Origin of the sequence: Halorubrum sp., assembly GCF_046498025.1 — an archaeon.
GTDB lineage: Archaea > Halobacteriota > Halobacteria > Halobacteriales > Haloferacaceae > Halorubrum.
Genome location: NZ_JAWOBM010000018.1, coordinates 12,752 through 37,950 on the forward strand (window position 1 = coordinate 12,752; position 25,199 = coordinate 37,950).

General features: G+C 70.5%; 27 protein-coding genes and 1 pseudogene. 15 read left to right on the plus strand and 13 right to left on the minus strand.

The features are described 5' to 3' along the window. Positions 1-274: 274 nt before the first annotated feature. The 3 genes from R6U01_RS04680 to tbsP form a co-directional block, all read right to left on the minus strand. On the minus strand, positions 275-613 hold the full coding sequence (locus R6U01_RS04680; protein WP_410285297.1) for a cupin domain-containing protein: 339 nt from the start codon (positions 611-613) through the stop codon (positions 275-277). Between the two features lie 38 nt (positions 614-651). After that, positions 652-2,343 (minus strand): YcaO-like family protein, encoded by a 1,692-nt coding sequence (locus tag R6U01_RS04685; RefSeq protein ID WP_410285298.1) that lies wholly within the window; start codon positions 2,341-2,343, stop codon positions 652-654. A 96-nt stretch (positions 2,344-2,439) separates the two neighbouring features. Then, complete coding sequence (tbsP, locus tag R6U01_RS04690; protein ID WP_410285299.1) at positions 2,440-3,246, minus strand: transcriptional regulator TbsP; 807 nt, start codon at positions 3,244-3,246, stop codon at positions 2,440-2,442. Between the two features lie 309 nt (positions 3,247-3,555). On the opposite strand from tbsP, the gene glyA reads away from it, so the two are divergent. The 5 genes and pseudogenes from glyA to R6U01_RS04715 all read left to right on the plus strand — a co-directional run bounded on the left by glyA (position 3,556) and on the right by R6U01_RS04715 (position 7,427). After that, the gene (gene glyA / locus R6U01_RS04695) at positions 3,556-4,803 is read left to right on the plus strand and encodes a serine hydroxymethyltransferase (RefSeq protein WP_410285300.1); all 1,248 of its coding nucleotides are present in this window, start codon (positions 3,556-3,558) and stop codon (positions 4,801-4,803) included. A 77-nt stretch (positions 4,804-4,880) separates the two neighbouring features. Then, a complete protein-coding gene (locus R6U01_RS04700; RefSeq protein ID WP_410285301.1) occupies positions 4,881-5,291 on the plus strand; it encodes a DUF3054 domain-containing protein in 411 nt (136 codons plus the stop codon). 255 nt (positions 5,292-5,546) lie between these two features. Then, positions 5,547-5,817: pseudogene (locus tag R6U01_RS04705) on the plus strand (hypothetical protein). 86 nt (positions 5,818-5,903) lie between these two features. Next, entirely contained in the window at positions 5,904-6,902 is a 999-nt protein-coding gene (locus tag R6U01_RS04710) for an ornithine cyclodeaminase family protein (protein ID WP_410285302.1), read from the plus strand. A 105-nt stretch (positions 6,903-7,007) separates the two neighbouring features. Next, on the plus strand, positions 7,008-7,427 hold the full coding sequence (locus R6U01_RS04715) for a CBS domain-containing protein (RefSeq protein WP_410285303.1): 420 nt from the start codon (positions 7,008-7,010) through the stop codon (positions 7,425-7,427). A 323-nt stretch (positions 7,428-7,750) separates the two neighbouring features. Here R6U01_RS04715 and R6U01_RS04720 read toward each other — a convergent pair whose 3' ends face one another. Together R6U01_RS04720 and R6U01_RS04725 are read right to left on the minus strand one after the other, a co-directional pair. Continuing rightward, a complete protein-coding gene (locus R6U01_RS04720) occupies positions 7,751-8,818 on the minus strand; it encodes an mRNA surveillance protein pelota (protein ID WP_410285304.1) in 1,068 nt (355 codons plus the stop codon). Positions 8,819-8,843: 25 nt separating this feature from the next. Beyond that, positions 8,844-9,965 (minus strand): DUF4013 domain-containing protein, encoded by a 1,122-nt coding sequence (locus tag R6U01_RS04725; RefSeq protein ID WP_410285305.1) that lies wholly within the window; start codon positions 9,963-9,965, stop codon positions 8,844-8,846. Positions 9,966-10,257: 292 nt separating this feature from the next. Between R6U01_RS04725 and R6U01_RS04730 the strand changes: the two genes are divergently transcribed. The 3 genes from R6U01_RS04730 to R6U01_RS04740 are packed head-to-tail and all read left to right on the plus strand — an operon-like array spanning position 10,258 to position 11,967. Further along, the gene (locus R6U01_RS04730) at positions 10,258-10,635 is read left to right on the plus strand and encodes a hypothetical protein (RefSeq protein ID WP_410285306.1); all 378 of its coding nucleotides are present in this window, start codon (positions 10,258-10,260) and stop codon (positions 10,633-10,635) included. Continuing rightward, positions 10,632-11,630: an alpha/beta hydrolase gene (locus R6U01_RS04735; RefSeq protein ID WP_410285307.1), complete on the plus strand. Its 999-nt coding sequence runs from the start codon at positions 10,632-10,634 to the stop codon at positions 11,628-11,630. Before R6U01_RS04730 ends, R6U01_RS04735 begins: the two co-directional genes overlap by 4 nt. 25 nt (positions 11,631-11,655) lie before the next feature. After that, positions 11,656-11,967, plus strand: coding sequence for an MTH1187 family thiamine-binding protein (locus R6U01_RS04740; protein ID WP_410285308.1), 312 nt, complete (start codon positions 11,656-11,658; stop codon positions 11,965-11,967). Between the two features lie 36 nt (positions 11,968-12,003). Here R6U01_RS04740 and R6U01_RS04745 read toward each other — a convergent pair whose 3' ends face one another. The 4 genes from R6U01_RS04745 to R6U01_RS04760 all read right to left on the minus strand — a co-directional run bounded on the left by R6U01_RS04745 (position 12,004) and on the right by R6U01_RS04760 (position 15,535). After that, complete coding sequence (locus tag R6U01_RS04745; RefSeq protein ID WP_410285309.1) at positions 12,004-12,696, minus strand: hypothetical protein; 693 nt, start codon at positions 12,694-12,696, stop codon at positions 12,004-12,006. A 123-nt stretch (positions 12,697-12,819) separates the two neighbouring features. Then, positions 12,820-14,328 (minus strand): RtcB family protein, encoded by a 1,509-nt coding sequence (locus R6U01_RS04750; protein ID WP_410285310.1) that lies wholly within the window; start codon positions 14,326-14,328, stop codon positions 12,820-12,822. 85 nt (positions 14,329-14,413) lie between these two features. Then, positions 14,414-14,941, minus strand: coding sequence for a hypothetical protein (locus R6U01_RS04755; protein ID WP_410285311.1), 528 nt, complete (start codon positions 14,939-14,941; stop codon positions 14,414-14,416). Between the two features lie 69 nt (positions 14,942-15,010). After that, positions 15,011-15,535 (minus strand): archease, encoded by a 525-nt coding sequence (locus R6U01_RS04760; RefSeq protein WP_410285312.1) that lies wholly within the window; start codon positions 15,533-15,535, stop codon positions 15,011-15,013. A gap of 236 nt (positions 15,536-15,771) precedes the next feature. Here R6U01_RS04760 and R6U01_RS04765 point away from each other — a divergent pair, with 236 nt between their 5' ends. Together R6U01_RS04765 and hmgA are read left to right on the plus strand one after the other, a co-directional pair. Next, positions 15,772-16,245: a GNAT family N-acetyltransferase gene (locus tag R6U01_RS04765; RefSeq protein ID WP_410285313.1), complete on the plus strand. Its 474-nt coding sequence runs from the start codon at positions 15,772-15,774 to the stop codon at positions 16,243-16,245. Positions 16,246-16,306: 61 nt separating this feature from the next. Beyond that, on the plus strand, positions 16,307-17,530 hold the full coding sequence (hmgA, locus tag R6U01_RS04770; protein WP_410285314.1) for a hydroxymethylglutaryl-CoA reductase (NADPH): 1,224 nt from the start codon (positions 16,307-16,309) through the stop codon (positions 17,528-17,530). A 48-nt stretch (positions 17,531-17,578) separates the two neighbouring features. Here hmgA and R6U01_RS04775 read toward each other — a convergent pair whose 3' ends face one another. The 3 genes from R6U01_RS04775 to R6U01_RS04785 form a co-directional block, all read right to left on the minus strand. Further along, complete coding sequence (locus R6U01_RS04775) at positions 17,579-17,908, minus strand: DUF2250 domain-containing protein (RefSeq protein WP_410285315.1); 330 nt, start codon at positions 17,906-17,908, stop codon at positions 17,579-17,581. Positions 17,909-18,041: 133 nt separating this feature from the next. Further along, on the minus strand, positions 18,042-19,490 hold the full coding sequence (gene cofH, locus R6U01_RS04780) for a 7,8-didemethyl-8-hydroxy-5-deazariboflavin synthase subunit CofH (RefSeq protein WP_410285316.1): 1,449 nt from the start codon (positions 19,488-19,490) through the stop codon (positions 18,042-18,044). Positions 19,491-20,028: 538 nt separating this feature from the next. Next, on the minus strand, positions 20,029-20,991 hold the full coding sequence (locus R6U01_RS04785; RefSeq protein ID WP_410285317.1) for a DUF6293 family protein: 963 nt from the start codon (positions 20,989-20,991) through the stop codon (positions 20,029-20,031). 95 nt (positions 20,992-21,086) lie between these two features. On the opposite strand from R6U01_RS04785, the gene R6U01_RS04790 reads away from it, so the two are divergent. The 5 genes from R6U01_RS04790 to R6U01_RS04810 all read left to right on the plus strand — a co-directional run bounded on the left by R6U01_RS04790 (position 21,087) and on the right by R6U01_RS04810 (position 24,550). Then, entirely contained in the window at positions 21,087-21,704 is a 618-nt protein-coding gene (locus tag R6U01_RS04790; protein WP_410285318.1) for a LysE family translocator, read from the plus strand. Between the two features lie 156 nt (positions 21,705-21,860). Beyond that, positions 21,861-22,592 (plus strand): haloacid dehalogenase type II, encoded by a 732-nt coding sequence (locus R6U01_RS04795; RefSeq protein ID WP_410285319.1) that lies wholly within the window; start codon positions 21,861-21,863, stop codon positions 22,590-22,592. Then, on the plus strand, positions 22,589-23,008 hold the full coding sequence (locus R6U01_RS04800; RefSeq protein ID WP_410285320.1) for an acyl-CoA thioesterase: 420 nt from the start codon (positions 22,589-22,591) through the stop codon (positions 23,006-23,008). The genes R6U01_RS04795 and R6U01_RS04800 overlap by 4 nt, the downstream gene beginning before the upstream one ends. Before the next feature lie 84 nt (positions 23,009-23,092). Further along, the gene (locus R6U01_RS04805) at positions 23,093-24,172 is read left to right on the plus strand and encodes an aminopeptidase (protein ID WP_410285321.1); all 1,080 of its coding nucleotides are present in this window, start codon (positions 23,093-23,095) and stop codon (positions 24,170-24,172) included. 93 nt (positions 24,173-24,265) lie between these two features. Continuing rightward, entirely contained in the window at positions 24,266-24,550 is a 285-nt protein-coding gene (locus tag R6U01_RS04810) for an amphi-Trp domain-containing protein (RefSeq protein WP_410285322.1), read from the plus strand. Between the two features lie 10 nt (positions 24,551-24,560). On the opposite strand, the gene R6U01_RS04815 is transcribed toward R6U01_RS04810, so the two are convergent. Continuing rightward, the gene (locus R6U01_RS04815; RefSeq protein WP_410285323.1) at positions 24,561-25,112 is read right to left on the minus strand and encodes a response regulator; all 552 of its coding nucleotides are present in this window, start codon (positions 25,110-25,112) and stop codon (positions 24,561-24,563) included. Positions 25,113-25,199 lie beyond the last annotated feature (87 nt).

The following is a 25,199-nucleotide window of genomic DNA, read 5'->3' on the forward strand; positions in this document are numbered from 1 at the left end:
AGGCGCTTCGCGCCTCTGGCAGCCGGCGGCGTTGCCGTCGGCGACTGCCCTTTTGAATCCCACCCGTCCGCACAGCGCCGCAGCCTCACGCCTCCCCAGCCTCGTCCGTGGTCCTTCGCTTCGCTCCGGACCACCGACTCCAGCGAGGGACCGGAGGTCCCTCTGGCAGCCGGCGCGTCGCGCCGGCGACCTCGCACGCGCTCCTCACGCCCGGTGGACGCTCGGAGGCGCGCGCCGCCGCTTCACCGTCTGTTTATAAGTACTCAGTCGCCGCTCACTCCTGCCAGTCCGGGTTCGCGCGCGGCGGCGAGAAGATGTCGTACCCCACGACCGTCTCGTCGCCGTCGTTGCGCGCGGCGTGCGGCTCGCCGCCGGGGATGACGTAGGTGTCGCCGGCCTCGAGGACCAGCTCCTCGCCGTCGACGACGAAGGTGATCGCCCCCTCGGTAACGACGCCGACCTGCTCGTGCGGGTGGTCGTGTTCGGGGACCGCGGCGCCTGGCTCGAGGACGAACCGCTGAATGCTGGTCTCCTCGCCGACCGCGCCCTGCGTGAGAAACACGTCGTCGACCGCCTCCACCGCCTCGACGTCCGCGTCGGATACGACGTCCATGGGAGAGCGGGCGACCGGGAACGACTTAAATAGGCCGGCTACGGGAACGGGTGGTACTCCTTCTCCAGGTCGGGCTCGAACCCCATCGACCGCGGCACGTCGCGGGCGCGGTCGCCGAAGAACGGCTCGCCCGTGAACAGCGGCTGGGCGTCCGGGACCAAGACCCGGACCGCCTCGAAGCCCATCCCGGCGAGGTCTCTGGTCGTCGTCCGGGCGACGTACGGCTCCAGCCCGACCGTCTCGACGCGCCCGACGACGGCGTCCAGCTCGGCGGCCCCCGTCAGGTCCGGCTCGCCGAGCGCGTCGGCGGCGACGCTCGCGTCCGGGTCGAAGAACGCCCGCGTCTCGTCGGGGAAGTCGGCGTGGTGGCCGATCGCGGCGCCCTCCTCCGCGGCCGCCTCGGGCCCCATCGACCGGAGCTCCGTCCAGTTCTGAAGCGCCTCCGCGAGCGCGCTCCGGGCCGCCGCGACCGGGTCGAGGTCGGCGCCCGACCCGGCGGCGAACCGCGGCCAGTCGCCCTCGCGGTGGACGCCGACGGCGACGACGGGCACGTCGACGTCGGTCGTCACGAGCAGCGGCGTCACCGAGAGCGACTCGGCCCGCGCGCGCTTCTCCAGCTCGTCGACGACCGGGTCCGCCACCTCCAGCCCGAGCGGCTCCGTCGTCGAGTACCAGCTCGTCATCGTCGCGTCGCGCTCGACCGCCTCGTACAGCCCCGAGAGGACGGCCTCCGGCCCGGAGTTGCCGAGCCCGAGCCCGGTCGTGATCGCGGGGCGGTACCGGCGCTCCGGCGGCGGGAAGTGAACGAACTCGGCCGGGAGACTCGCCGGTTCGCCGGTCGCGAGGTCCTCGCCGGTCACCCACGCGAGCCGGTCGTCGCGGTCGTAGGTCTCGGCGTCGTCGGGTCGCACGAACGCGTCCGGCGGCACCGGGTTCTCGACGTTCGCGGCCGGCGCGCGCGTGAACGACGCCTCGCGGTAGACGCCCGCCGCGTACCGCTCTAACCCCTCGCCGAGCGCCTTCATGAACGCGGCGTCCCAGCTGGCGTCGACGCCGCCGCCGAACTCGGCGGCCCGCGCGTCGGAGAAGGGCGTGGTGTCGGCGACGCGCGCGACGTAGTACGGCACCGGGAACGACTCCCCCTCGCCGACCTCCGAGAGCGCGCCGATCCGCGGGTCGACCGCTCGCTCGGCGCGGTCGATCGACTCGTCGAGCGAGCGCTCAGCGTGCTCCCGCGGCAGCGCGTCGCCCGGGTCGTCGCCGCAGCCGCAGCCGGGGACCGGGAGAAGGGTCCGTTCGGCGCCCGGCACCTCGACGACCGTGTCGGCGACCGGGTCGCCCGCGAGCAGCCGGATGACGCGGCGCCCGGCGAGCGCGCCGGCGAAGCGCACCGCCGACCGCCGGCCTCTCGGGGCGTCCGCCGGCTCCGCTCCGCCACTGGCGACGCGAGCACGGAGGCAGTCGTGGCAGCTCTCGTCGAAGACGGTCACCGCGGCGTCCACGTCCGCGAGCGGGACGCCGCCGAGGCCGCCGACCTCGATCCCGACCCACCGATCGAGCGCGTCGTTCGCGGCCGCGAACGCCCCTGACCCGACGGTGTCGACGACGACCGCGAGGTCGAAGCCATCCAGCAGCCCCGGCTCCACGGGCATCACGTTCACGTCGACGTCGCCGAGCGCGGTCGCGACGGCGTCGACCGCGGGGCCCTCGCCGACAAGTCCGATGTCCATGCCCCGTCCGACGCGAAGGAGCGAAAAAAAGCCGCGGGTAGAGGCGTCTCGGTGAGAGCGTGTCGGAGAGACGGACGTATCGAACCGGGTCCTCGCTCAGGCCATCAGGTCGCTCGCCACCGCGGCGAGCTCGTCGGCGTCGACGCCCTGGAGGCGCTCGTCGCCGAGCTTCAGTCGGAGGCGCGGTCGACCGACGTCGATCGGGACCTTCTCCGTGTCGAGGATCCCGAGGTCCTCGAGCCGGGTCTTCGTCCGGGAGAACGTCGCCTTCGAGGCGATGCCGACGTCCTCGCCCCACTTCGAGATGTCGTAGAGGAGCACGTCGTTCTTCGCGGCGACGAGCAGCGAGACGGTCACTTCGTCGAGCGCGGCGTCCGACGACTCCATCGAGGCGAGCACGGCGTCGAAGTCGTCGCGGGTGTCCTCGCCGATCTCGGCCGCCATCGTCTCGCGGACGCGGCTGAGCGCCGGGGTCCGGAGCCCGTACTCCTCGGCCGTCTCGAAGGCGTCGCGGTGCGTCGCGAACACCTCGTCGACGAACTCCACCTCCTCGGTCGAGAGCGCGGCGACGTGCTCGCCCGCGCTCACGAGGACGACGACCCGCGAGGGGGAGACGAACAGCGCGTTGTCCACCTCGGCCGAGAGCACGCGGAGCCCGAGCGACCCGTCGGCGATGAGGTCGGCCGCCTTCGACGCGACGAGGAAATCGTCCGTGATCTCCTTCAGCGTGCGTTCGGCCGCCAGCATCGACAGTTTGGGCAGGTCGTCGCGGCCGGTCGCCGCCTCCACGAGCGATACGATCGTCTCCGCGGACGGGTCGACGACGAGGAGCTCCTCGTCGTCGCCGCCAAACGCCGTGTCGAGGACGTTCTCGACGTCTGTCTCCAGTAAATTCGACACCATTTATCTTCTCGGATAAAAGCCAGATATCTATTTAATATTAACGGGATTAAGGGAGTGAACAACGGCGCTTCAGGCCTCGAAACGCGTGAAAACGAACGATTCACAGATCAGTAACGAACGGGGCGTACGAGGACCCTCGGCGAGCGCGGAGGCGACGCCACACCCCCGGCTGCGTCGCCGGGGAGGGATCCACCGGGGGCGAGTCTCAGAGGGTGTGGGGTCGTGACGGACGGGAGACCGACGCCGTGACGGACGGGAGACCGACGCCGTGACGGAAGGATTAATGCGCGATCGCACCCGCATTCGAATATGGACAACGAGCACGTCCGGGAGGTCGATCCGGCGGTCGCCGACGCGCTGGCCGGGGAGCGCGACAGGCAGGAGCAGACGCTCGCGATGATCGCCAGCGAGAACCACGTCAGCGAGGCGGTGCTGGAGGCGCAGGGGAGCGTCCTCACGAACAAGTACGCCGAAGGCTACCCGGGCGCCCGATACTACGCCGGCTGCGAGTACGCCGACGAGGTCGAGGAGCTCGCGATCGAGCGAGCCACGGAGCTGTGGGGGGCCGAACACGTCAACGTCCAGCCGCACTCCGGGACGCAGGCGAACCAGGCGGTGTACTACGCGACGCTCGACCCGGGCGATAAGATCCTGTCGCTGGAGCTGAACCACGGCGGCCACCTCTCGCACGGCCACCCCGCGAACTTCACCGGGCAGATCTACGAGGTCGAGCAGTACGAGGTCGACCCCGAGACGGGGTACATCGACTACGAGGGGCTCCGGGAGACGGCCGAGGAGTTCGAGCCGGACATCATCGTCTCCGGCTACTCGGCGTACCCGCGGTCCGTCGACTGGGAGGAGATCCAGGCCGCGGCGGACGCGGTCGACGCCTATCACCTCGCCGACATCGCGCACATCACCGGGCTCGTCGCGGCCGGCGTCCACCCCTCGCCGGTCGGCGTCGCGGACTTCGTCACCGGCTCGACGCACAAGACGATCCGCGCCGGCCGCGGCGGGATCGTGATGTGCGACGAGGAGTTCGCCGACGACATCGACAAGGCGGTGTTCCCCGGCGGGCAGGGCGGTCCGCTCATGCACAACGTCGCCGGCAAGGCGGTCGGGTTCAAGGAGGCGCTCGAGCCCGAGTTCGAGGACTACGCGCGGCAGGTCGTCGACAACGCCGAGGTCCTCGCCGAGACGCTGACCGACCACGGGTTCTCGTTGGTGTCCGGCGGCACCGACAACCACCTCGTGCTGGTCGACCTCCGCGACTCGCACCCGGACCTGCCGGGCGGCGACGCCGAGGACGCGCTCGCGGCCGCGAACATCGTGCTCAACGGGAACACCGTGCCGGGCGAGACGCGCTCGCCGTTCAACCCCTCCGGGATCCGGGCGGGGACCGCCGCGCTCACGACCCGCGGCTTCGACGAGGCGGCGATCGAGGAGGTCGGCGACCTCATCTACCGCGTCGTCGACGACGTCGACAGCGACGACGTCATCTACGAGGTCGGCGAGCGCGTCGTCGAGCTCTGCGAGGAGCATCCGCTGTACGAGTGACGGCGCACCGACGGGCGGCGTCCCGACCGCCGGACGGATCCGTGCGTACAAAGTAGGGGGGGCTCCGAAACGTCGACATGGCCGACTCGTCGTTCCTCGCAACCCGCCTCGACCGCGGCGCCGTCCCCCTCGCGATCGGCGACCTGATCGCGTTGATCGTCCTGTTGACCGCCGGCACGCTCCGCCACACCACGGTCGAGTTCCTGTCGTCGAACCCGCTGTACCTGCTGGAGGTGTACGCGCCGTTCCTGATCGCGTGGGCGCTGGTCGCGCCGATCGTGGGCGCGTACTCGGCCGGCGCCGTCGAGACCGCGAAGTCGTCGGTCCCGCTCGTGATCCGGTCGTGGATCCCGGCCGCGCTCGTCGGACTGGCGCTGCGCGCGTTCGTCTTCAGGGGCGGTGCCGCGCCCGCGTTCGTCGTCGTCATGCTCGTGACCGGAACGGTCGTACTCGGCGGCTGGCGGGCGCTGTACTTCAAGCTCCGGTAGGGAGCCGCCTCGACGAACCGACGCTCCGACGCCTGGAATTCTCGACGCCTCGACGGCCTTTTTTTACCGGTCTCGCGCCCGCTTCTCACCGCTAGTCCGGAGCGCGTTCCGCTGATCGCCGGCAGGTCGGGCCGCCACCGTGAGCGGCGAATACCTCTCCATAACTTATGAAATCATTTGAAGTGATTATCTGAGGTATCACGTCGAACTCTGAGAAAGATTTAATAGTGGTATTGTAATACATTCAACCGGAACATGACCGGGTACTACGACTACGTTCTCGGGCTCATCCCGGCCGCGTTGATCGGTGTGACCGCCTTCCTGAACCTGGTCGGGCTGTCGTTGACGGCCGCGCTTCCCGGGGGCGCCGTCGTCGCGGGGGGCCGTCATGGTCCACGCGCTGTTCGTCCGAAACCCAGTCGCCGACTCGGTCAGCGAGAGCACGCGCGTTCGCCCGGGCCGGTTAACCGGACGGTCGGGCCACCGTACCTCCGGACGGTCACACTCCGGCGAGGCGTCCGACTGAACCGGTACCCGCTCCGGCGCTGTCAGGAGTGGTCGAGGGTTCCGCTTCCCTACACCGTTTAATCCCTTGCACCCGAGAGGGCGGGTATGACGGAAACGCTGTTCCTCTCCAGTACCGACGTCGACGACCTCGCCGAGCCGGCGGACTACGTCGCCGCCGTCCGCGACGCGTACCGCCAGATCGGCGAGGGCGCGCCCGCGAAGCCCCGGACGAAGCTGTACAACCGCGACCCGCCGGGCATGTTGACCTCCTACACCGCGATACTACCCGAGACGGGCGGAATGGGCGGGTACACTTACTCGGCCGGCTTCGGCGCGGGCGACGCCTGGTTCATGACGCCGCTGTTCGACGCCGAGTCGGGCGAGCCGCTCGCGCTGCTCGACGGCGCCTCGATGAACCCGTTCAAGACCGGCGCGGCGGGGGCGACCGCGGTCGACGCGCTCGCCCGCGAGGACGCGACGGAGGTCGCCGTGATCGGGAGCGGGGCGCAGGCCCGCGGCCAGCTCGCGACGATCGCGACCGTGCGGGAGTTCGAGGCGGTCCGCGTCTTCTCGCCGACCGCCGAGCACCGCGAGGCGTTCGCGGACGAGTTCGCCGAGCGAATCGACGCCGAGGTCTCGGCGGTCGCGAGCGCGAGCGAGGCGGTTGCCGGCGCCGACGTAGTGGTCACGGCGACGAACGCGAGCGACCCCGTGATCGACGACGCGGACGTCGAGCCCGGCACCCACGTCACGTCGATGGGGCAGTACCACCCGAAGAAGAACGAGCTCCCGCCCGAGTTGATCGCCCGAGCGACCTACGTCCCCGACATCCGCGAGCGGGCCACGCAGGACGCGGGCTCGTTCCTGGCGGCAGTCGAGGCCGGGCTCGTCGACGAGGACCACGTCGCCGCCGATTTGGGGGCGGTCGTCGCCGGCGAGCATCCGGGCCGGACGAGCGACGACGAGGTGACCGTGTTCGACTCCGGCGGGACCGGCATCGAGACGGTCGCGGCCGCGCACATGCTCTACGAGCGGGCGAGCGAGGCGGGACGGGGGACGACGATCGACGTCGCGCCCGCGAGCGAGGCGCTGACCGGGAAGTGAGTCTCCGAGAGGTGAGCTGCCCGAGCCACCGCTGTTCTTGGAAGTTAAGAATCATGATGTATTTGAAGTTACTCGTCTGCGTACGTGCTGGTGGAGGGATTTCCCATGCCCATCGAAGACCTTGCACGGAGCGACACCGTCACTGCCGATCCCGAGACGCCCGTGGTCGAACTCGCGGCGACCATGGACGAGGAGAGCGTCGGAAGCGTCGTGATCACGAGCGACGAGGCGCCCGTCGGGATCGTCACGGACAGGGACCTGACCGTTCGCGTCCTCGGAGCGGAAGCCGACCCGGCCACGCTGACCGCCGAAGACGTGATGACCACCGATCTCTGTACGATCGAGGCCGCCGCGGGGTTCTACGAGGCGACAAGCCTGATGGCCGAACACGGCGTCCGGCGGCTGCCAGTCTGTGAGGGCGAGACGCTCGTCGGAATCATCACCGCCGATGACCTGACCGAACTGCTGGCCGACGAGCAACAACAACTGGGGGATATCATCCGGGCTCAGCGGCCCGAATACTGACGGGAGAACACGGGCCAACCCGAAAGACGGGCGACGAGAGCGGTGATCGCGGCGCGTGACGTGACGCCGACGCGTGACGTGACGCCGACGCGTGACGTGACGCCGCCGATCGGCTCGGGTCCGGAGAAGTCCGGTTGGTGAGCGATACCGGGGGGGAAACCGCACCCCTAAACTCCCCGGTTCGACGTCGCGTGCGAACTCAGACGGAGGAGATGGTCTCACCGTCGTGTCGAACTGCTCCTCCTGCGTCTCTCTGCTCGACTTCCGGGGACGACCGCTCGGATCGACATTCGAGAATCGGACGGACAGAACCGGCCGATCTCCTACTGTAACCGATACCGCAGGATCGCGGCGATGCCGCCGAGGTTGGAGAGCTGCTGGCCGGGGTCGAACTCCGAGGAGAAGACGACCACGTCGCCGCCCTGCCGCTCGACCGACTCGATCACCTCGTTGACGTCGATCGACCAGTCGCCGTCGCCCTGCCGCTCCGTGCGGAGCCGGTCGTCGACCACGAGCAGCGTCTCGATCGCGCCGAACTCGGCCGCCTCGGCCACGTCCTCGGGGCCGTACGTCGCCTTCGCGCCCTGCGCAATCTCGGCGGTGAGGTCGTCGATGAGGGTCGCCTCCTTCGCGATCCGCGTCTCCTTCTGCACCTCGTCGACCGCGCCGCGCTTCAGGACCTCGTGGACCCCGCGGTCGCCGGCGGCGGAGGTGTCGACCGTGCTGATCCGGTCGGCCAGGTCGCGGTACTCCTCCTGTATGTAGTCGAGCGCGTCGGCCTTGGTGAACCCCGGGCCGGCGAGGATCACGGCGTCGGCGTCGAGGTGCGCGAGCGCCTCGCCGAGCTCGGCGAACAGCTCCTCGCGGGGGCGCGAGTACTCGCCTTTCCCCGTCGGCTTCGTGAACGAGGCGTACTCCTCGGTGCCGTACTGCTGGACCGTGTGGACGTAGGCGGCCCCCTCTTCGACGGTCGCGATGGCCACGTCGGGGTTCTCGGCGGCCTCCGTCGCCTCCTCCAGCCGCTCGGTCTGGTCCGGCTTGAAGTGTTTCTCCACCGTGATCTCGTCGTGCTCCTCCACGTTCAGCGTGTGGTGGGCGTTGAGCTGGTCCTCGCGGGAGCAGCCGACGATCACGCCCGAGACGCGGAGCCGGTTGGCGAACCGAGCGAACTCGACGTCGCCGACCTCCAGCGTGACGAACAGGTGTTCGCGCTGACCGCCGGTGTCCCGCATCTGGTCGTCGTTCCGCTGGATCCGGCGGGTCGTGTCCCCCTCGACGAGGTCCCCGGGTTCGAGGACGTGCGCGAGGTGCCAGAGGTCGTCGACGTTCTCGGGGACGAGGGTGAGCCGCTCGCGGCCCTCCTCGCCGTAGCCCCGGTCGGAGATGCGCATACCCGACCGTTCGCCCGCGCTCGTATCAACTCTTGTTTTCCGGGTCGTCGCCGGCGCCCCACTCGAAGTCGTCGTCAGTCGGCGTCGCTCGGTCGTCGTCCCCGCCGGCCTCGACGTCGACGTCCCACCGGAAGCCGGCGGGGTCGCTGGCGTTCGCGCCGCCGGCGTTCGCGTCGCCGGCGTCGTGGCCGATCGGAACCGTCCGGCCCGTCTGTACCGCCGCCGGAGGCTCCGGTATCGAGCGTCGGAACCCGCCGTCGGGCCGGTCGGGCGACGGAGAGAGACGGTCCGAAACCGGTGCTGCGCGGCCGGACGGCTGGTCGGCGCGATCAGAGGGCGAGTCGGGCGCCGCGACCCCCGTCGGCGAAGCGACCGGCTCCGCGGTGCCGAACTCGACCGCGCCCGCGGCGCCGTGACCGTACAGGGCGTGCGCGACGACCCGAGCGACGAAGACGATCGCAACGCCGACGACGAGCGGGACGAGAGGCGCGGCGAGCGCGTACCCCGCGCCGAGCGTCGCGATCGCGACGGCCCAGGCGGTCGCGTACGCGCCCGAACCGGCGACGGCGGCGACTCGCCCCGGCCGGAGCCCGTCGCGGAGCCGTCCGGACGCGGCGAACGCGGCGAGCGCCGCGGGCCTCACGTACGCGAACGCGAGGAGGTACGCCGCGGCGACGACGGCCAGGAGCCCGCCGCCCGCGCCGAGGACGGCCGGGACGCCGTCGGGACCGAGCGCGCGCTCGACGGCCCCGAGCGCCGGTCCGATACCGACGAGACCGGCCCCGGCAGCGGTGCCGACGGCGGCGACGACCGCGAGAAGCACCGCCAAGGGAGCGAGGAGCAGCGCGCTCAGCAGGGCGGACTTCAGGCCGTCGCGGTACAGCTCGTTCCACGCGACGAACGAGGGCACGCCGGCGCGATTCCCGGTCGCGCCGCCGCCGGCGACGACGCGGACCAGGTAGCCACGGGCTACGAAGGCCGGCGCGAGCGCGAGCGGCAGGAGAACGAGGAGCGGCGGAAACGCGAGGACGCCGACGACCCAGACCGGTGTCACGACCCACGTCAGCAGCGTCAGAAGGCCGCCGACGACGAGCACACCGACGCTGTCGGTTGACCGCGACAGCGCGGATATCGCGCCCCGGAGCATACCCGATCCAGTCCTGCGACAGGGATAAAGGATGCCCGGTCGCGAGGGTGGTACGGGACGGCTTGACACGCCTGCGGTCGGGTCGAACCGCCGCCTCCCGAGCGTTTATATGATTTCCCCGAATATCACTAGACGGCCGCGCGGGAACATCGTGTGCCTCTGACAACTCCGACGACAGCCGCCGTCACGGCGGCTACTCCCCGTCCGCGGCTTTCGAAGGCGTGTCCCACTCTCCAGTCGCGAGCGGCGGTCGCGCCGGTAGCGATTTATCCCGCCCGGTCGACCGTCCCGTATGACCGGCGACGAGCAGACGGCCGACGTGGAGTCTGCGCTCCGCAGCTACGGGATCAGCGTCGAGGAGATCGACGGGGGCGACCCCCTCGAGCTGACGTACATGACGGCGTTCCCCGGCCGCGAAGTGCACCACGGCGAGATCGGACGCGCCCTCAACACGCTCATCGACCGCGCCGAGGCGGACGAGTGGGACCCGGTCCGGGTCGAGGCGACGGTCGTGCGGTCTCCCGGCGACGTCCTCGGGACGTGGCACGCCGAGCCGGAGTGGTTCGAAGCGCTGATGACGTACGAGATCTCGGAGGCGGAGTTCTCGACGCGCGTCCTCGAGACGCTGTCGCACGCCGACGAACCCGCGGAGTCAGAGGGACAATCGTGACCCGGCGGAACCCGGTGAACCGCGCGCAGCGACGCCTCGACCGACCGCCGCGCGAGCGGTTCGCCACCCGCGCGCTCGCGTTCGAGGTCGACGGCGACACCTGTCGCGGCACCCTCTACCTGCCGGGCGGCGACGGCGACGACCCGCCGGTGATCGTGATGGCGCCGGGACTCGGCGCGGAGCGGAGCTTCGGCTACCCGGCGGTCGCGGAGCGGTTCGCCGACGCCGGCTACGCGGCGTTCCTGTTCGACTACCGCGAGTTCGGCGCCTCCGACGGCGACTCGCAGGCGATCCACCCCGAGAGCCAGCGCGCCGATTACGCGGCCGCGATCGACCGCGTCCGTCGCGTCGATGCCATCGGCCGCGAGCTGGTGCTCTGGGGCGCGTCGCTGTCGGCGGCACACGTCCTCACGCTCGGCGCCGACCGCGGCGACGTCGACGCCGTGATCGGCGCGGTCCCGATGCTCGACGGGCGATCGATCGCCCGGCGTCGGGGGGTGAAGTACCTCGTACGCTCGGGAGCCGCCGGGCTCCGGGACCTGATCGGGCACCGGCTCGGTCGCGGGCGAACCGTGCCTATCGTCGGCGGGACCGAGGAGATCGCGGCGATCACGGAGCCGGGGACGAAGCGGAAGTACCTCGATCTGGTGGACCGCGAGTCGACGTGGCGCAACGAGACCGCGGCGCGGTCGCTGCTTCGGGTGGCGAACTACCGACCCGTCGGGCGGCTCGACGAGATCCGGGCGCCGACTCTGCTGTTGGCGGGGACCGACGACCCCGTCGTCGACACCGAGTCGGTCGTTGACGCGGGCGAAACGCTGTCCCGCGGGACCGTCGTCACCATGCCCGCGGACCACTTCTCGCCGTTCGGAGAGGACTTCGAGCCGGCGGTCGGCCACCAGCTGTCGTTCCTGCGGGACGCCCTCGACCGGGAACGGACGCCGGGCGAGTGGACGCCCTCGACCGGTGATGCACACCCCTCCGACCTGATTTAAGTACCAGCGGCGCGGATCCGCGGCCATGACCACAGTCGCGCTGTTGAGCGTCGCACCGGTGATCGAGGGGAGCATGGCTGGCGAGGTCGCGAAGGCCGTCGCCGCGCTCGACGAGTTCGACGTGAGCTACGAGACGAACCCGATGGGCACGGTGATCGAGGCCGACGACGCTCAGACGGTGTTCGCCGCCGCCGCGGCCGCCCACGAGGCCGTCGACGGCGACCGCGTCTCGACGGTGCTCAAGATCGACGACAAGCGGACCGCGGACACGAGCGCCGACCGGAAGGTGGAAGCCGTCGAGGAGGAGCTCGGCCGGGAGGCGAAGCGAGAGCGCTGACCGGCGGCGGTGTCTTGACGGCAGCCGGTACGCTCGTCACGCCGCGTCCACGCCGACCTCGCCGCCCGCTCCCGCGTCGCCGGCGGGGTTCTCGACGGTGACGTCGACGGTCGTCGTCCGCACGACGGTCGCCTCGTCGCCGCCGCCGGCGACGTCCGCGCGGAACACGACGTCGAGGGTCGTCGTCGCGGTCTCGCCGCCGGAGAGGTCCGGGTCGCCGAGCGACTCGCTCGTCACCGCGTCGCCGCCGGCGGTCGCGTCGGCGCGCTCGAACCGGACCGCGAGGCCGCCGTCGACCGCGTCGAAGTCGGGCGCCGCCCCGTCCGGTTCCGCGTCGTCGACGCTCCCCACGGCCGCGACGTCGCCGGGCGTCGCGCGCGGGTCGGACGCGGTCAGCGTCTCCCGGTACACCTCGTCGACGCCGGCGTCGTTTCCGACGGCGAGCACCAGAGTCACGCGCTCGACGCCGTCGGAGAAGTCGGTCCACGACACGTCGAGGGCGGGCGAGAGGTAGACGGACTCGATCCGACCGTCGTTGCTGGTGACGGTCGGCGCGTCGCCCGCCTCGAAGGCGGCGGGGTCGCCCTCGACCGCGGCCGCCGGTTCGCTCGACGCGGCGAGGCCGCCGAGGCCGACGAGGCCGCCGCCGGTGACGGCGGCGACGCCGCCGAGCACGGATCGTCTGGAGACCGCTTCGACCGAACCGCCGGTCCGCGAGTGGTCGCTCATCTCGGTGCGACGTGGCCGCGGCATCCGATATAAGCCCTCGGTGTGAGAGGGGCCCGACGGGGGGAAGTCTCGGCAGGGGAAGGGCTCGGGGGGAGAAGAGCTCGGCGGGGAGCGGGACCGTCGCTATCCCTTGATGTTGCAGACGGGGAACGTCCGCGCGACCTTGTCGCCGATGCCCAGCTCGTCGCTGACGCGGATCACCTCGTCGATGTCCTTGTAGACGCCGGGCGCCTCCTCGGCGATGGTCGCGCCCGACTGCGCCTTCACGTAGATCCGCTGGCCCGATTCGAGGTCGTCCTGCACGTCGCCGCCCCAGAACTCCTGTTTCGCCCGCGTCCGGCTCATCAGCCGACCGGCGCCGTGGGCGGTGGAGCCGAACGACACCGACATGGACTCCGCGCCGCCCCGGAGCACGTAGGATCCGGCGCCCATGCTCCCGGGGATGATGACGGGCTGGCCGACGTCGCGGTAGGTCGCGGGCACGTCCTCGTGGCCCGCGGGGAACGCGCGCGTGGCGCCCTTTCGGTGGACGTACAGCTCTCGTTCCGCACGGTCGACGGCCTCGTCGCCGACTGCGGGAAGGCCGTCCGCGTCGACGTCGACCTCGTGGGTCTCCTTCTTGGCGATGTTGTGTGCCACGTCGTACAGCAGCTCCATCCCGAGGTCGTCGATCGGGTCGGCGTCGAACACCTCGCCAAACGTCAGGCGGGCCTGGTGGGTGATCAGCTGGCGGTTCACCCACGCGAAGTTGATGCACGCGCCCATCGCGCCGTAGTACTCCTCGGCGAGCTCCGAGCCGGCGGGCGCGGCCGCGAGCTCCTTGTCGGGCAGCCCGGCGAGGAGGTCGCCGTGCTCCCGCTCGATCCGCCGCAGGTAATCGTTGCAGGTCTGGTGGCCGAGCCCGCGGCTCCCGCAGTGGATCAGGACGACGATTCCGTCTTCCTCGAGCCCGTACGCCTCGGCGACGTCCCGTAAGAACACGTCGGTGACGCGCTGGACCTCGAGGAAGTGGTTGCCCGAGCCCAGCGACCCCATCTGGTTGCGGCCGCGGTCGGTCGCCTTCTGGGAGACGTACTCCGGTCGCGCGTCCGGCCGTCGCCCCTCGTCCTCGCAGCGCGCGAGGTCGCTCTCGATCCCGTACCCCCGCTCGACGGCCCACTCGACGCCGCGCTCTAGGGCGCCCTCGATCGCGTCGGCGTCGCCCTCGATCACCCCGCCGCCGCCGAGCCCGGAGGGAACCGCCTCGAAGAGGGCGTCGACGAGCTCGGACTCGCGGCCGCGCACGTCGTCGTAGGTGAGATTTGTTTTCACCATTCTTACTCCACAATTAATGTCGTAGCCGACCGCTCCGGGCGAGATACAGCCGGTTCGGGCGTCGATCGCGCCGACGCCCCCGACGGGGAAGCCGTACCCCTGGTGGCCGTCGGGCATGCAGAGGGCGGGCTCGACCATGCCCGGGAGGTGAGTCGCGTTCTTCAGCTGCTGGAGCGAGTCGTCCTCGCCGATCTCCTCCAGCAGCGCTTCGCTGGCGAGGACCCGCGCGGCGACGTTCATGTCGCCCTCGCGGGGGATCTCCCACACGTAGTCGCGCACCCTCTCCAGTCGGATCCCGTCGAACTCGCGCGTGGTCATACCCCGTCGTTCGGCGCGGGTGGGCAAGGGCGTTGCGAGAGGCGGGCGCGAGGGACGGGGCGGAAACGGCGGTCCGCCGCGACCCCTACCGGTCGACCGGATCGAACGGCAGCCAGCCGACCGCCCCCTCGGCGAGCGTGAACGCGGCGAAGACGCGCCCCAGGACGAGCCCGTAGATCAGGTGCGCGACGGCGATGATCGCGCCGAACTCGAAGCCCGCGGTGAGCCCGGGAACCGGGAGCGTCGGGATCGGCAGCGACGTCGCGCCCTCGAGCGCGATGGCGGTGGGCAGCAGCAGCCCGCCCGTGATCATCCCGAGCAGCGCCGAGTGGAGGACGCCGAGCGAGAGACAGCCCCCCACGTCCGCTCGCAGGTCGTCGAAGAAGGCGCGGTCGAACACCGCGACGAACAGGACCCCGAAGAGGGTGCTGTTGAACAGGTGGACCGCCCACCCGGCGAGGACCGTTTCGACGCCGACGAGCGCGCCGATCGTCGGCATGAGCCCTAACGCGCCGTGCAGCACGACGCCCATCGCGACACCGGCGACGAGGCCGCCGAGCGCGCCCGAGCGCCAGTGCCGGTCGGTCGCCGCTGCGTCTCCTATCTGTGACATACGGTAACAATGAACTTGACACGGATAACCGTTTTCACGGACCGGCCGTGATCGGGCTTCTGTCGCGTCTCAGACGTCGAATACGACGTACGCGTACCACCCGCCGTCGCGGCGTTCCAGGGTCATCTCCGAGTAGGTAACGGCCTTGATCTCGCGGGCCGCGACGTCGCCGAGCGGGACCCCGCGAGCCGTCGCGTCGACGGTCCACTCGTCGGCGTCGTCCGCCGTCGCCGAGTCGTCCGGGTCGTCCGCCGCCGCCGACTCGTCCACCGCCGCCGACTCGTCCGCCGCCGCCGGGTCGCCCCGCCCGCCGGCCGTCGCCGACTCGTCCGGTCCCGAGACCACGCACCGGTGGGCGGCCGGGAGCACGAGTCGCACGTCGCGCTCGTAGATCAGCTGGTCGAGGTAGTCGAACAGCAGCGCCTCGCGGCTCTCGGCGCGGACGGACAGCGAGAAGCGCTCCCCCGTCTCGGGGACCGTCTCGCAGCTCGCGGCTGTGAGCCCGTCGGCGACCGACTCGAACAGCGCGGCGAGAGTGGGCGCGGTCGCCTCGACCGCGACGTCGGCGGTGTGGTCGCGGAGCTCGAAGCTCACGGAACGACCCCCCCGCCGGTCGTGGCGCGTTCGGCGGCGAGTCCGGGCAGAATTCCCCGTCTGAGGCGTCCCCGCTCCGGCGACGAGGCGGCGGCCATTGTCGACACCACGACCGACCCGACCAAAACGCTTCCGTCGTCTGGCGTGGTCGGAGCGCCCCCCGTCCCGGGCGCTCCGACCGCAACCCTGCCCGGTGGCGGTGGAGTTATATTCCGCTGGCGTGTTATCTCCTCGCAGTGAGCGTCAACGTGGAAAAACGGACGGACTCCCCCGGGGAATCCGACTACGCCGCCGCGGCGTGGGACCTCAAGGAGCGCATCCGGACGGAGGAGGGGGTCCTCCGACAGCGCCGCGGCTTCTTCACCGACGCCTACCGGCGCTCCACGACGCACCTCCTGGTCGAGAACGACGCGCTCGTCGCGTTCGCCTCGGTCCGCCGCGACGGGTACATCCTCTTTCTCGCCGTTCACCCCGATCACCGAGGGCGCGGCCACGCGGAGCGGCTCGTCGCCGACGTCGCCGCCGACCACCGGTCGGTCACCTGCCACGCCCGCACGACGAACGAGCGAGCGCTCGGATTCTACGAGCACCTCGGGTTCGAGGTCGTCCGCCGCATCGACAACTACTACGAGGACGGCGGCGACGCCTACTACCTCAAGCTCGGCGACGAGACGCTCCGCGAGCGACTCTCCGGGTTCGTCGGCCGCTGACCGGGTCGGGCTCCCTCTCGGAATCGACAACCATTAGCACGCGCCGCGAGGAGACGCGGACATGACCGACGCAACCCCCGCGTCGCTCGCGGAGCGCGTCCGCGACGACGAGGTCCGCTTCCACGAGCTCGAAGAACACGCCGACGCCGACGTCGCCGCGGCGGCCCGCCGCCGCCTCGTGAGCGAGGCGACGGACGCCGACGTCGAGATTCTGGGTGAGTACGCGTTCGACGCCGCCGACGCGCACGGCTCGAACATCGAGAACATGGTCGGCGCCGTGCAGGTGCCGCTGGGCGTCGCCGGACCCGTCTCGGTCGACGGCGGCGCGCTGGACGGCGAGCGGTACCTCCCGCTGGCGACCACGGAGGGCGCGCTCGTCGCCTCGATCAACCGCGGCTGTTCGGTCGTCAACGACGCCGGCGGGGCGACCGCGCGGGTGACTAAGAGCGGGATGACCCGCGCGCCCGTCTTCCGCGTCGCCGACGTCGCCGAGGCGGAGGCGCTCGTCGCGTGGGTCCGCGACAACGAGGAGGCGCTCCGAGAGGCCGCCGAGTCGACGACGAGCCACGGCGAGCTGCTGGACGTGACGCCGTACGTCGTCGGTAACAACGTCTTCCTGCGGTTCCGCTACGACACGAAAGACGCGATGGGGATGAACATGGCCACCATCGCGACGCGGGAGGCCTGCGACGTGATCGAGGCGGAGACGGACGCCGCGCTCGTCGCGCTCTCAGGGAACCTCTGTTCGGACAAGAAGCCCGCCGCGATCAACGCGGTCGAGGGGCGGGGCCGGTCGGTGAGCGCCGACGTCGAAGTCCCGCGGGAGGTCGTCGAGGAGCGGCTCCACACGACCCCCGAGGCGGTCGCAGAGATCAACACCCGGAAGAACCTCGTCGGCTCCGCGAAGGCGGGCGGGCTCGGATTCAACGCCCACGTCGCCAACGCGGTCGCCGCGATGTTCCTCGCGACCGGGCAGGACGAGGCGCAGGTCGTGGAGGGCGCGAACGCGATCACGACCGCCGAGACGACGCCCGACGGCGACCTCTACTGCTCCGTGTCGCTGGCGAGCCTCGAAGTGGGGACGGTCGGCGGCGGGACGAAGCTCCCGACGCAGGCCGCCGGGCTCGACGTGCTCGGCGTCCGCGGCGGCGGCGACCCCGCCGGGAGCAACGGCGACGCGCTCGCGGAGGCGGTCGCGGTCGGCGCCCTCGCCGGCGAGCTCTCGCTGCTCGCGGCGCTCGGCTCCAGACACCTCTCCTCGGCGCACGCGGAGCTCGGCCGGTAGAAGGGACTCACGCCGGCGCGGCTATTTATAAACGCGACAGGAGAGCGCTCAGTCCGACCACACCGCGCAGTCGTCGCGGAGCGCGCCGCGACCGTGGTCGGTGATCCGGTACACCGTCTCGCCCGTGACCCGCTCGACGAGGCCGGCGGTCTCGAGCGCGTCCAGCCGCGACTCGACGTGGTCGGCGTACAGTCCCGTGTTGCTCGCGACGAAGGCCGGGTAGTCCGTTCCGGCGTCCTCGAGGTACGCGAGCACGCGCTCGTCGGATCGCGTGAGCTCCGGCGTCGCGCTCGGAAACTCGCGGTGCCGACCGTCGCCCTCACCCTCCGGCCGCGGGTCCTCGCTCGGACCCGCGGCGGGCGCGTCTGACGCGGGCATGATTACGTATAGAACCGGGTAGGAATATAAAGGAGTTTCCGTCCGTTCCCGCTCGCTGGGAGGCGTCAGTCGTCCTGTCAGCTGACTCGCCACCGAGGGGGGCGCCGGCCGACTCGCCACCTGGGGGGCGATGTCAGTCGTCGGCGCCGGCCGACTCGCCGTCGGGGGCGCCGTCAGCGGGCGACCGATCGGGGAGCATCGGGGAGCCGTCAGCCCGCGGGCCGAGGCGCGGGCCGTGCGGGCCGTCGTCGGGGTCGATCCGACGGCGGGTGCGGTAGTCGGTGGAGCGCTCGACCGGGGTCCGACCGATCGCCGTGATCATCTCGACGTAGTCGTCGAACGACCGGTACTCGCCGTACTCGCCGCCCGCGCGCTTCGTGATCTCCTCCGAGAGGATGGTGCCCATGAAGTCGTCGGCCCCGCAGTTGAGCAGCTTCAGGCCGTGGGCGTCGCCCGACTTCACCCACGAGGCCTGCACGTGGTCGACGTTGTCCAAGAAGAGGCGCGCGACCGCCACCACGAGCTCGTCCTCGTCGCGCGAGGGCCCGGAGTCGACGACGCCCTGACGGTACAGGGGCGTGTTCTGGTGGATGAACGAGAGCGGAACGAACTCGGTGATGCCGCCGGTGCGGTCCTGGAGGTCGCGGATCACGTTCAGGTGTTTCGCGCGGTGGGCGACCGTCTCGACGTGGCCGTACATCATCGTCGAGGTGACGTCGAGGCCGGCCGCCGTCGCGCCCTCCATGGCTTCGACCCAGCCGTCGGTGCGGATCTTCCCCGGGCAGATCACGTCGCGGACCTCGTCGACGAGGATCTCGGCGGCGGTGCCGGGCGCCGAGTCGAGCCCCGCGGCCGCCAGTTCGCGGTAGACGGTCTCGTAGTCCCAGTCGGTGCCGCGGGCGGCGTGGTACGCCTCCTCGGGCGTCATCGAGTGGAGGTGGACCCCGCCGACGGACATCGCGTCGAGCTGGTCGACGTAGGTGCCCGGGTCGGTGGCGTACCGCTCGGGCGGCTTGTAGTTCACCGCGCTCGCGGGATCGTCGTACCCGGCGAGAATCTCGTGGTGTTCCTCGTTCAGCGCCAGCGCGGGGTGGAGCCCGGAGACGGAACACACCTCGTAGATTCCCATCTCCAGGGCGTCCTCGACGATCCGCCGGGACTCCGCGGGAGTCTTGGTGAAGCCGGCGTGGTCCGCGTCGCTGTCGGCCTCGAACGCGTGCGCGGAGTCCTTGAAGTTACAGAACAGACAGCCCGTGTTGCAGGCGGTCGTGACGTTGTTGTTGAGGTTGGCGACGAAGGTCACCCCGTCGCCGACCGTCTCGCGGCGGCGGCGGTCGGCGGCCTCCAACACCCGTTCTTTGCGGACCGGGTCGATCCCGTCCGCGTCCGTGCCCGTCGCGAGGAGCTCGGTCGCGTCGTCGACGGACAGTCGGACGCCGTCGCGGGCCTTCGCCAGCGCGTTCTCGAACGACTGGTCGGTGGACGGCTCGGCGAAGCCGAAGTCGTCTCGGTCGAGCGCGTCCGCGCCGCTCGCCGCGCCCGCGTCGGCGCCGTCAGCGTCGGGGTCCCGCGCCGGAGTCATCGGATAATCGTCCCCGCCCCACGAATAAAAACGGGAGGGTCACGGCATCCCATCTCAAAAGTGAGACGCGAGCCGAACGCGCGAGGTGCGGGAGAAACGGGGGGTCGAACCGCCGACGGCGACGGTGGTTATCACTCGGCGAGGAGCGTCTCGGTTCCGGATTAAACAATCGCGGTGGCGCGTGCCTCCGAGTGGCCGCCCGTGGCGGCCGCGAGGGGCACGCGCGAGGGAGTCGCTCGCCTGCGGCGAGCGACGAGGCTGGGGAGGCGCGAGGTGCGGTCGGGTGGGACTCGAAGGGGCAGTCGCGAGGCGGGCGCAGGCGACGTAAGCACTGCAGGGAGCGAGCACCGCGAGCGACCGAAGCGCGCAGCGAGCGTGCGTCCGCCTCGCGACTGGGGCTTCGGAGGTGTTTGCCGTCGATCCGCAGTCAACCGTTTATAACCGAACGACTGGGGCTTTGGGTGGTTCGCCGTCGATCCGTAACGAATTATAAATACTCGACCGCGCGTCGAAACACCCCGACCATGTCTCACCCGCTCTATCGAGCCAACTCCCGGTCGTCGTCCGCGTGCGCCCGGACCCAGAGCTGGCCGATCCGCGAGAGCGTCGTCCGGTAGGACTTCCCGCGCTCCTCCTGCTCGATGTACCCCTTCCCGCCGGGGCCGAGCCGGTCGACGTTGTAGATCACCTTCGAGCGGAACGAGTCGGTGTACTCCTCGTTGAGGTCGGCCGCGAGCGTCTCGGCCAGCTCGGAGACGGACGCGAACTCGCCGTGTTCGCCCAGAGTGAACAGGACGAGCTCCTCGAAGGGCTTGACGTTCTGGAAGGAGGCGACGGGCAGTTCGATCACGTGGCTGTCGCCGATGCGCTTCGCGCCGATGGTGGTGCCGCGCTCGTCGAACTCCGCCAACAGCTCCGTCGTCGTGTCGAGCCGGTCGGCGACGCGGTCGTCGTCCACCGCGCCGCTCTCGGCCAGCTCCCGAAGGAGGTCTCGGTTCGCGCGGAGCTCCTCCGCGAGCTCGGTCTCGAGGTACTTCTCGGGCGCGGTGTAGTAGGTGTGGATGCGGTCGCGGTCGTCCTGCCGTTCGACCATGATCGAGTGGGCCGCGGTCGCGAACGCGAACGACACCGGACGGGGCATCGAACAGAGGTTCACCCACACCTCGCGCTCCGCGGCGTCGTCGCCCGCGGCGTCGCCGTCCTCGCCGCCCCCGGTGACCTCGTCTCTGTCGAGCTCCGCGTTGATGAGGTCGAAGGCGCGCTCGAAGGCGGCGTCGTAGTCGTACACGTCGGTCAGGCGCTCGCGGACGGTCTCGGCGCCGAGCAGGTTCCGGAAGTCCTGTTCGAGCTTCCGGGCGATGTTCCGCGAGTACTCCACGTTGGCCTCGCTGCCGACCGTCCCCTCCAGGAGGATCACCCGGTCGACGTCGAACTGGTCTCGGATGAGCGGGGCGATCATGCGGTCGTAGTCGAAGCCGACCGGCACGATGTGTGTCTGCATACGTGGGAGTGAGCGCGGCGCTTATAAAAAGACGGAGTCTCGCGGACCGCGACGGGCCGGTCGATTTTTTTCCGCGGAGCCCGCGCACCGAGGTAATGACCGGGGCAGCCCTCGCTGTCGACCCCTCAACGTACGCCCTGTTCGTACTGGCGGCGGCGACGCTGATCGCGACCCCGGGCCCCGACACGCTGTTCGTGCTCTCTCGCGGGATAGAGGACCGAAGGGCCGGGCTCCGCGCCGCGCTCGGCGTCACGACGGGGATCCTGTTCCACACGGCGCTCGTCGCGATCGGCGTCGCGGCCGTCTATCGGACCGTGCCGGGCGCCGAGCGGGGGGTTCGGGTCGTCGGCGGGCTCTTCTTGCTGTACCTCGGCGTCGACGCGCTGCGGTCGGCCGGGACCGACCGGCCGTCGCCGGCGGGGAGCGGCGTTCGCGACGGGTTCCTCGTCAACGCCCTCAACCCGCAGGTCGCGCTGTTCTTCCTCGGATTTCTCCCCGGGTTCGCGGCGGGAAGCGCCGGCGACGACGGCGGCACGTCTATCGCGGTCCTCGGCGCCACCTACGCCACGCTCACCGCCCTCTACCTCGGCGCCGTGGCGGTCGTCGCCGACGGGGCCACCGACGCCCTCCGGTCCGAGCGGACCGGACGCTGGCTGGACCGGGTCGCCGGCGGGGTCCTACTCCTGATCGGCGCGTGGACGCTAATCGGGTGAGCGTGGGCGCTAATCGGGTGAGCGTGGGCGCTGACCGGGTAAGCGTGGGCGCTGACCGGGTGTCGATCCCGGTCGCCGTCCGTCGCTGTTGGTGTCGCCCGGCCGTTCCGCGACGCGTAGTTTGATAACTCACACCGTCGGTGTGACAGTCGTCATATGTCCGAAATCGCCGCGGAGACGCTCCGAGAAGAGACGGAAGTGCTCGCGTTCGACCTGTGGGACACGCTGCTCGACCGCGAAGCGACCCTCGTCCCCGCGCTGGAGTCGCTGCTCGACGACCACGGGAGCGACTACGACCCCGAGATCCTACTCCGCCGGTACCTGGCCATGCACTTCCGGGACTCGATGATCGACTCGCTGATCGCAGGCCCCCACACGCCGTTCAAAGAGATCAGCCGGCGCGCCCTCGCGTACCGGCTCGAGCAGATCGGCCTCGACGTCCCCGACGAGGAGGTCCGCGCCGTCATCCGGCAGTGGAAGACCCTCCGGCCGTACCCCGACGTCGACGCGGCGCTGGACCGGCTGGGCGAGGACTACCAACTGGTCGGCCTCTCGAACGGCGACCCCGACATGCTCGAGGCGGTCCGCCCCAACTTCGAGACCGAACTGGACGGCGTGGTGTCGGTCGCCGACGCGGGCGCGTACAAGCCACACCGGGCGTCGTACGACCTGACCTGCGAGGCGTTCGACGTCGCGCCCCACGAGGTCGTGTTCGTGACCGCGCACACGTTCGACCTCGTCGGCGCGAAGGCGGTCGGCATGCGCGGCGCGTTCCTCAACAGACACGAGAACCCGTACGGCGGCTGGATCCACGAGCCGGATCTCACCGTTCCCGACACGGAAGCGCTGGCCGACGCGCTCACCCCCCGAGGGGACGACGGGACATGAGCGCGTTCGGCTACGTCAGGGAGGTCCCCGTTCGATTCGGCGACCTCGACACCCTCGGTCACGTGAACAACGTCGCCTACGCGAGGTATCTCGAGGAGGCGCGCGGCGGCTACTACGACGAGATCGTCGGCGTCCCCTTCGAGACGCTCGACACGGTCGTCGCGACGCTGGAGATCGAGTACCGCGGGGAGATCACCCGCGATCAAACGGTCGCAGTCGCGGTCCGCGTCCCGCGGCTGGGCACCTCCAGCGTGCCGATGGAGTACGAGATCCGGACGACGGATCCCGACTCCGGGAACGCGACGGTCGCCGCCGTCGCGAAGACGGTCCAGGTCAACACCGACCCGGAGACCGGCGACCCCGCGCCGATCCCGGCGGCGTGGCGCGCCGCGATCACCGAACACGAGGGGCTGTAGCCGGGTTCGCGTCGGGGACGAGCAGCGACCCCCGGCGACGGCCGCTTCCAAAACCCGTAATTCCCCGCGGTGAGAGGGGTGCGTATGGACGCACGCATCCGCGAGCACGCCGAGATCATCGCCGACCACTCGACCGGTATCGAGTCGGGCGACAACGTCGTCATCCAGCTGCCGGCCGAGGCCGAGGACCTCGCGGTCGCCCTCCACGAGGTCTGCGGGGACCGCGGCGCCAACCCGGTGTACCTCAACTACTCGAAGCGCGCTCAGCGCGCGTTCAAGCGCTCGTCGGAGGAGTTCACCGAACCGGACCACCGGCTCGCGCTGTATCGAGAGGCCGACGTGTTCATCATCGCGCGCGGCGGGTCGAACGCCACCGAGGACGCCGACGTCGACCCCGAGACGAACGCCGCCTACAACCGGGCGATGGAGGACGTCAAGCGGACGCGCCTCTCGAAGACCTGGTGTCTCACCCAGTACCCGACCGCGAGCCACGCGCAGCTCGCCGGTATGAGCACCGAGGCGTACGAGGACTTCGTCTGGGACGCCGTCTCGCTCGACTGGGAGGAACAGCACGCGTTCCAGGAGGAGATGGTCGCGATTCTGGACGACGCCGACGAGATCCGGATCCGGTCGGGCGAGGAGACGGACCTCACGCTCGACGTCTCCGGCAACGCGACGCTCAACGACGACGGCGAGGCGAACCTCCCCGGCGGCGAGGTGTTCACGGCGCCCGTGCGCGACGGCGTCGACGGCGAGGTCCACTTCGACCTCCCGCTGTACCGCTACGGCCGCGAGATCGACGGGGTCCGGCTCCGGTTCGAGGACGGACGGGTCGTCTCGCACTCCGCCGAGCGCAACGAGGACCTGCTGACCGGGATCCTCGACACCGACGAGGGGTCGCGCCGGCTCGGCGAGCTGGGAATCGGCATGAACCGCCAGATCGACCGGTTCACCTACAACATGCTGTTCGACGAGAAGATGGGGGACACGGTCCACATGGCGGTCGGGTCCGCGTACCCGGAGACGGTCGGCGAGGAGAACGAGATCAACGAGTCGGCCGAGCACGTCGACATGATCGTCGACATGAGCGAGGACTCCGTCATCGAGGTCGACGGCGAGATCGTCCAGCGAAACGGGACGTTCGTGTTCGAGGACGGGTTCTGAGGGAGCGGCGCTTCGGGGTCGCGGCCGACAGGGACCACAGACGGCCTCCCAACGGCGTGCGGCTTTATACGGCGGTGTGACGTACACTCAGTCATGCCAGAAGAAGTCCTGTTCGAATCGGAGAGCCGTCGGAGCCGCGAAGAGATCGCCGCGTACCTCCGGACCGTGGCCGACTCGCTGGAGTCGGGGAGCGAGATCACGTTGACCCGGGGCGAGGAGTCGGTGACGATGGCTCCCCCGGCCCGGCCGACGTTCGAGGTGAAAGCGGAGCGCGAGGGACCCGCCGGCGGTCCCGGCGAGCTGAGCGTCGAGTTCGAGCTGGAGTGGGACGAGAACGGGGAGACCGGCGACGCCGACGAGGACCTGACGATCGAGTGAGGCGTTCCGACTACGGGACACCGCCCGGGACCTCGATGAACGCGTCCCGTGCCGAGAGGTGGTCGAGCGTATCGTCCACGCGCTCACGGACCGACTCCATTCGTTCGATGAGATCCTCGTACTCGTCGGTGTCCGTCGCGGCGGTCGCCTCCAGCGCGGCCTTCTTCGAGGCCAGCGCGAAGAACTCCTGACTGTGCTCGTCGAACTTCGCGCGGTGGAGTAGCACCTCCACGAGCGTCAGGAGGTCCTCTTTCGTCACCGGTTTGGTCTTGTAGTCGTCGAACGGCATGTCGACGATGTCGACGTCGGGCTCCACCGCGGTCAGCATCGCGACGCGGGCGTCGTAGCCGGCCTCGCGCATGGCCGAGAGCACCTCGTGGCCGGACATGTCGGGCATCCGCCGGTCGAGGAGGACGACGTCGACCGACTCGTCCATCTGCGCCATCGCCGACTCGCCGCCGGTGGCGACCCGGACGTCGTACGCCGAATCGAGGTACACCCGGTACAGCTCCGCGAGGTCGGGCTCGTCGTCGACGGCGAGCACCGTCACCTCGTCGGTCATGGCCGGCGGCCCTCACTCTGCGAGTCGCCCGCCGAGAAGGTCACACCGGCGCGACCGACCGCTGTTCGTGCACTCATGTAGGGCGAT

Excerpts from the sequence above, each read along its gene's own strand:
- R6U01_RS04680 (WP_410285297.1), bottom strand. The coding sequence starts at position 613 with ATGGACGTCGTATCCGACGCGGACGTCGAGGCGGTGGAGGCGGTCGAC.
- R6U01_RS04685 (WP_410285298.1), bottom strand. The coding sequence starts at position 2,343 with ATGGACATCGGACTTGTCGGCGAGGGCCCCGCGGTCGACGCCGTCGCG.
- tbsP (WP_410285299.1), bottom strand. The coding sequence starts at position 3,246 with ATGGTGTCGAATTTACTGGAGACAGACGTCGAGAACGTCCTCGACACG.
- glyA (WP_410285300.1), top strand. The coding sequence starts at position 3,556 with ATGGACAACGAGCACGTCCGGGAGGTCGATCCGGCGGTCGCCGACGCG.
- R6U01_RS04700 (WP_410285301.1), top strand. The coding sequence starts at position 4,881 with ATGGCCGACTCGTCGTTCCTCGCAACCCGCCTCGACCGCGGCGCCGTC.
- R6U01_RS04710 (WP_410285302.1), top strand. The coding sequence starts at position 5,904 with ATGACGGAAACGCTGTTCCTCTCCAGTACCGACGTCGACGACCTCGCC.
- R6U01_RS04715 (WP_410285303.1), top strand. The coding sequence starts at position 7,008 with ATGCCCATCGAAGACCTTGCACGGAGCGACACCGTCACTGCCGATCCC.
- R6U01_RS04720 (WP_410285304.1), bottom strand. The coding sequence starts at position 8,818 with ATGCGCATCTCCGACCGGGGCTACGGCGAGGAGGGCCGCGAGCGGCTC.
- R6U01_RS04725 (WP_410285305.1), bottom strand. The coding sequence starts at position 9,965 with ATGCTCCGGGGCGCGATATCCGCGCTGTCGCGGTCAACCGACAGCGTC.
- R6U01_RS04730 (WP_410285306.1), top strand. The coding sequence starts at position 10,258 with ATGACCGGCGACGAGCAGACGGCCGACGTGGAGTCTGCGCTCCGCAGC.
- R6U01_RS04740 (WP_410285308.1), top strand. The coding sequence starts at position 11,656 with ATGACCACAGTCGCGCTGTTGAGCGTCGCACCGGTGATCGAGGGGAGC.
- R6U01_RS04745 (WP_410285309.1), bottom strand. The coding sequence starts at position 12,696 with ATGAGCGACCACTCGCGGACCGGCGGTTCGGTCGAAGCGGTCTCCAGA.
- R6U01_RS04750 (WP_410285310.1), bottom strand. The coding sequence starts at position 14,328 with ATGACCACGCGCGAGTTCGACGGGATCCGACTGGAGAGGGTGCGCGAC.
- R6U01_RS04755 (WP_410285311.1), bottom strand. The coding sequence starts at position 14,941 with ATGTCACAGATAGGAGACGCAGCGGCGACCGACCGGCACTGGCGCTCG.
- hmgA (WP_410285314.1), top strand. The coding sequence starts at position 16,307 with ATGACCGACGCAACCCCCGCGTCGCTCGCGGAGCGCGTCCGCGACGAC.
- R6U01_RS04775 (WP_410285315.1), bottom strand. The coding sequence starts at position 17,908 with ATGCCCGCGTCAGACGCGCCCGCCGCGGGTCCGAGCGAGGACCCGCGG.
- cofH (WP_410285316.1), bottom strand. The coding sequence starts at position 19,490 with ATGACTCCGGCGCGGGACCCCGACGCTGACGGCGCCGACGCGGGCGCG.
- R6U01_RS04785 (WP_410285317.1), bottom strand. The coding sequence starts at position 20,991 with ATGCAGACACACATCGTGCCGGTCGGCTTCGACTACGACCGCATGATC.
- R6U01_RS04790 (WP_410285318.1), top strand. The coding sequence starts at position 21,087 with ATGACCGGGGCAGCCCTCGCTGTCGACCCCTCAACGTACGCCCTGTTC.
- R6U01_RS04795 (WP_410285319.1), top strand. The coding sequence starts at position 21,861 with ATGTCCGAAATCGCCGCGGAGACGCTCCGAGAAGAGACGGAAGTGCTC.
- R6U01_RS04800 (WP_410285320.1), top strand. The coding sequence starts at position 22,589 with ATGAGCGCGTTCGGCTACGTCAGGGAGGTCCCCGTTCGATTCGGCGAC.
- R6U01_RS04805 (WP_410285321.1), top strand. The coding sequence starts at position 23,093 with ATGGACGCACGCATCCGCGAGCACGCCGAGATCATCGCCGACCACTCG.
- R6U01_RS04810 (WP_410285322.1), top strand. The coding sequence starts at position 24,266 with ATGCCAGAAGAAGTCCTGTTCGAATCGGAGAGCCGTCGGAGCCGCGAA.
- R6U01_RS04815 (WP_410285323.1), bottom strand. The coding sequence starts at position 25,112 with ATGACCGACGAGGTGACGGTGCTCGCCGTCGACGACGAGCCCGACCTC.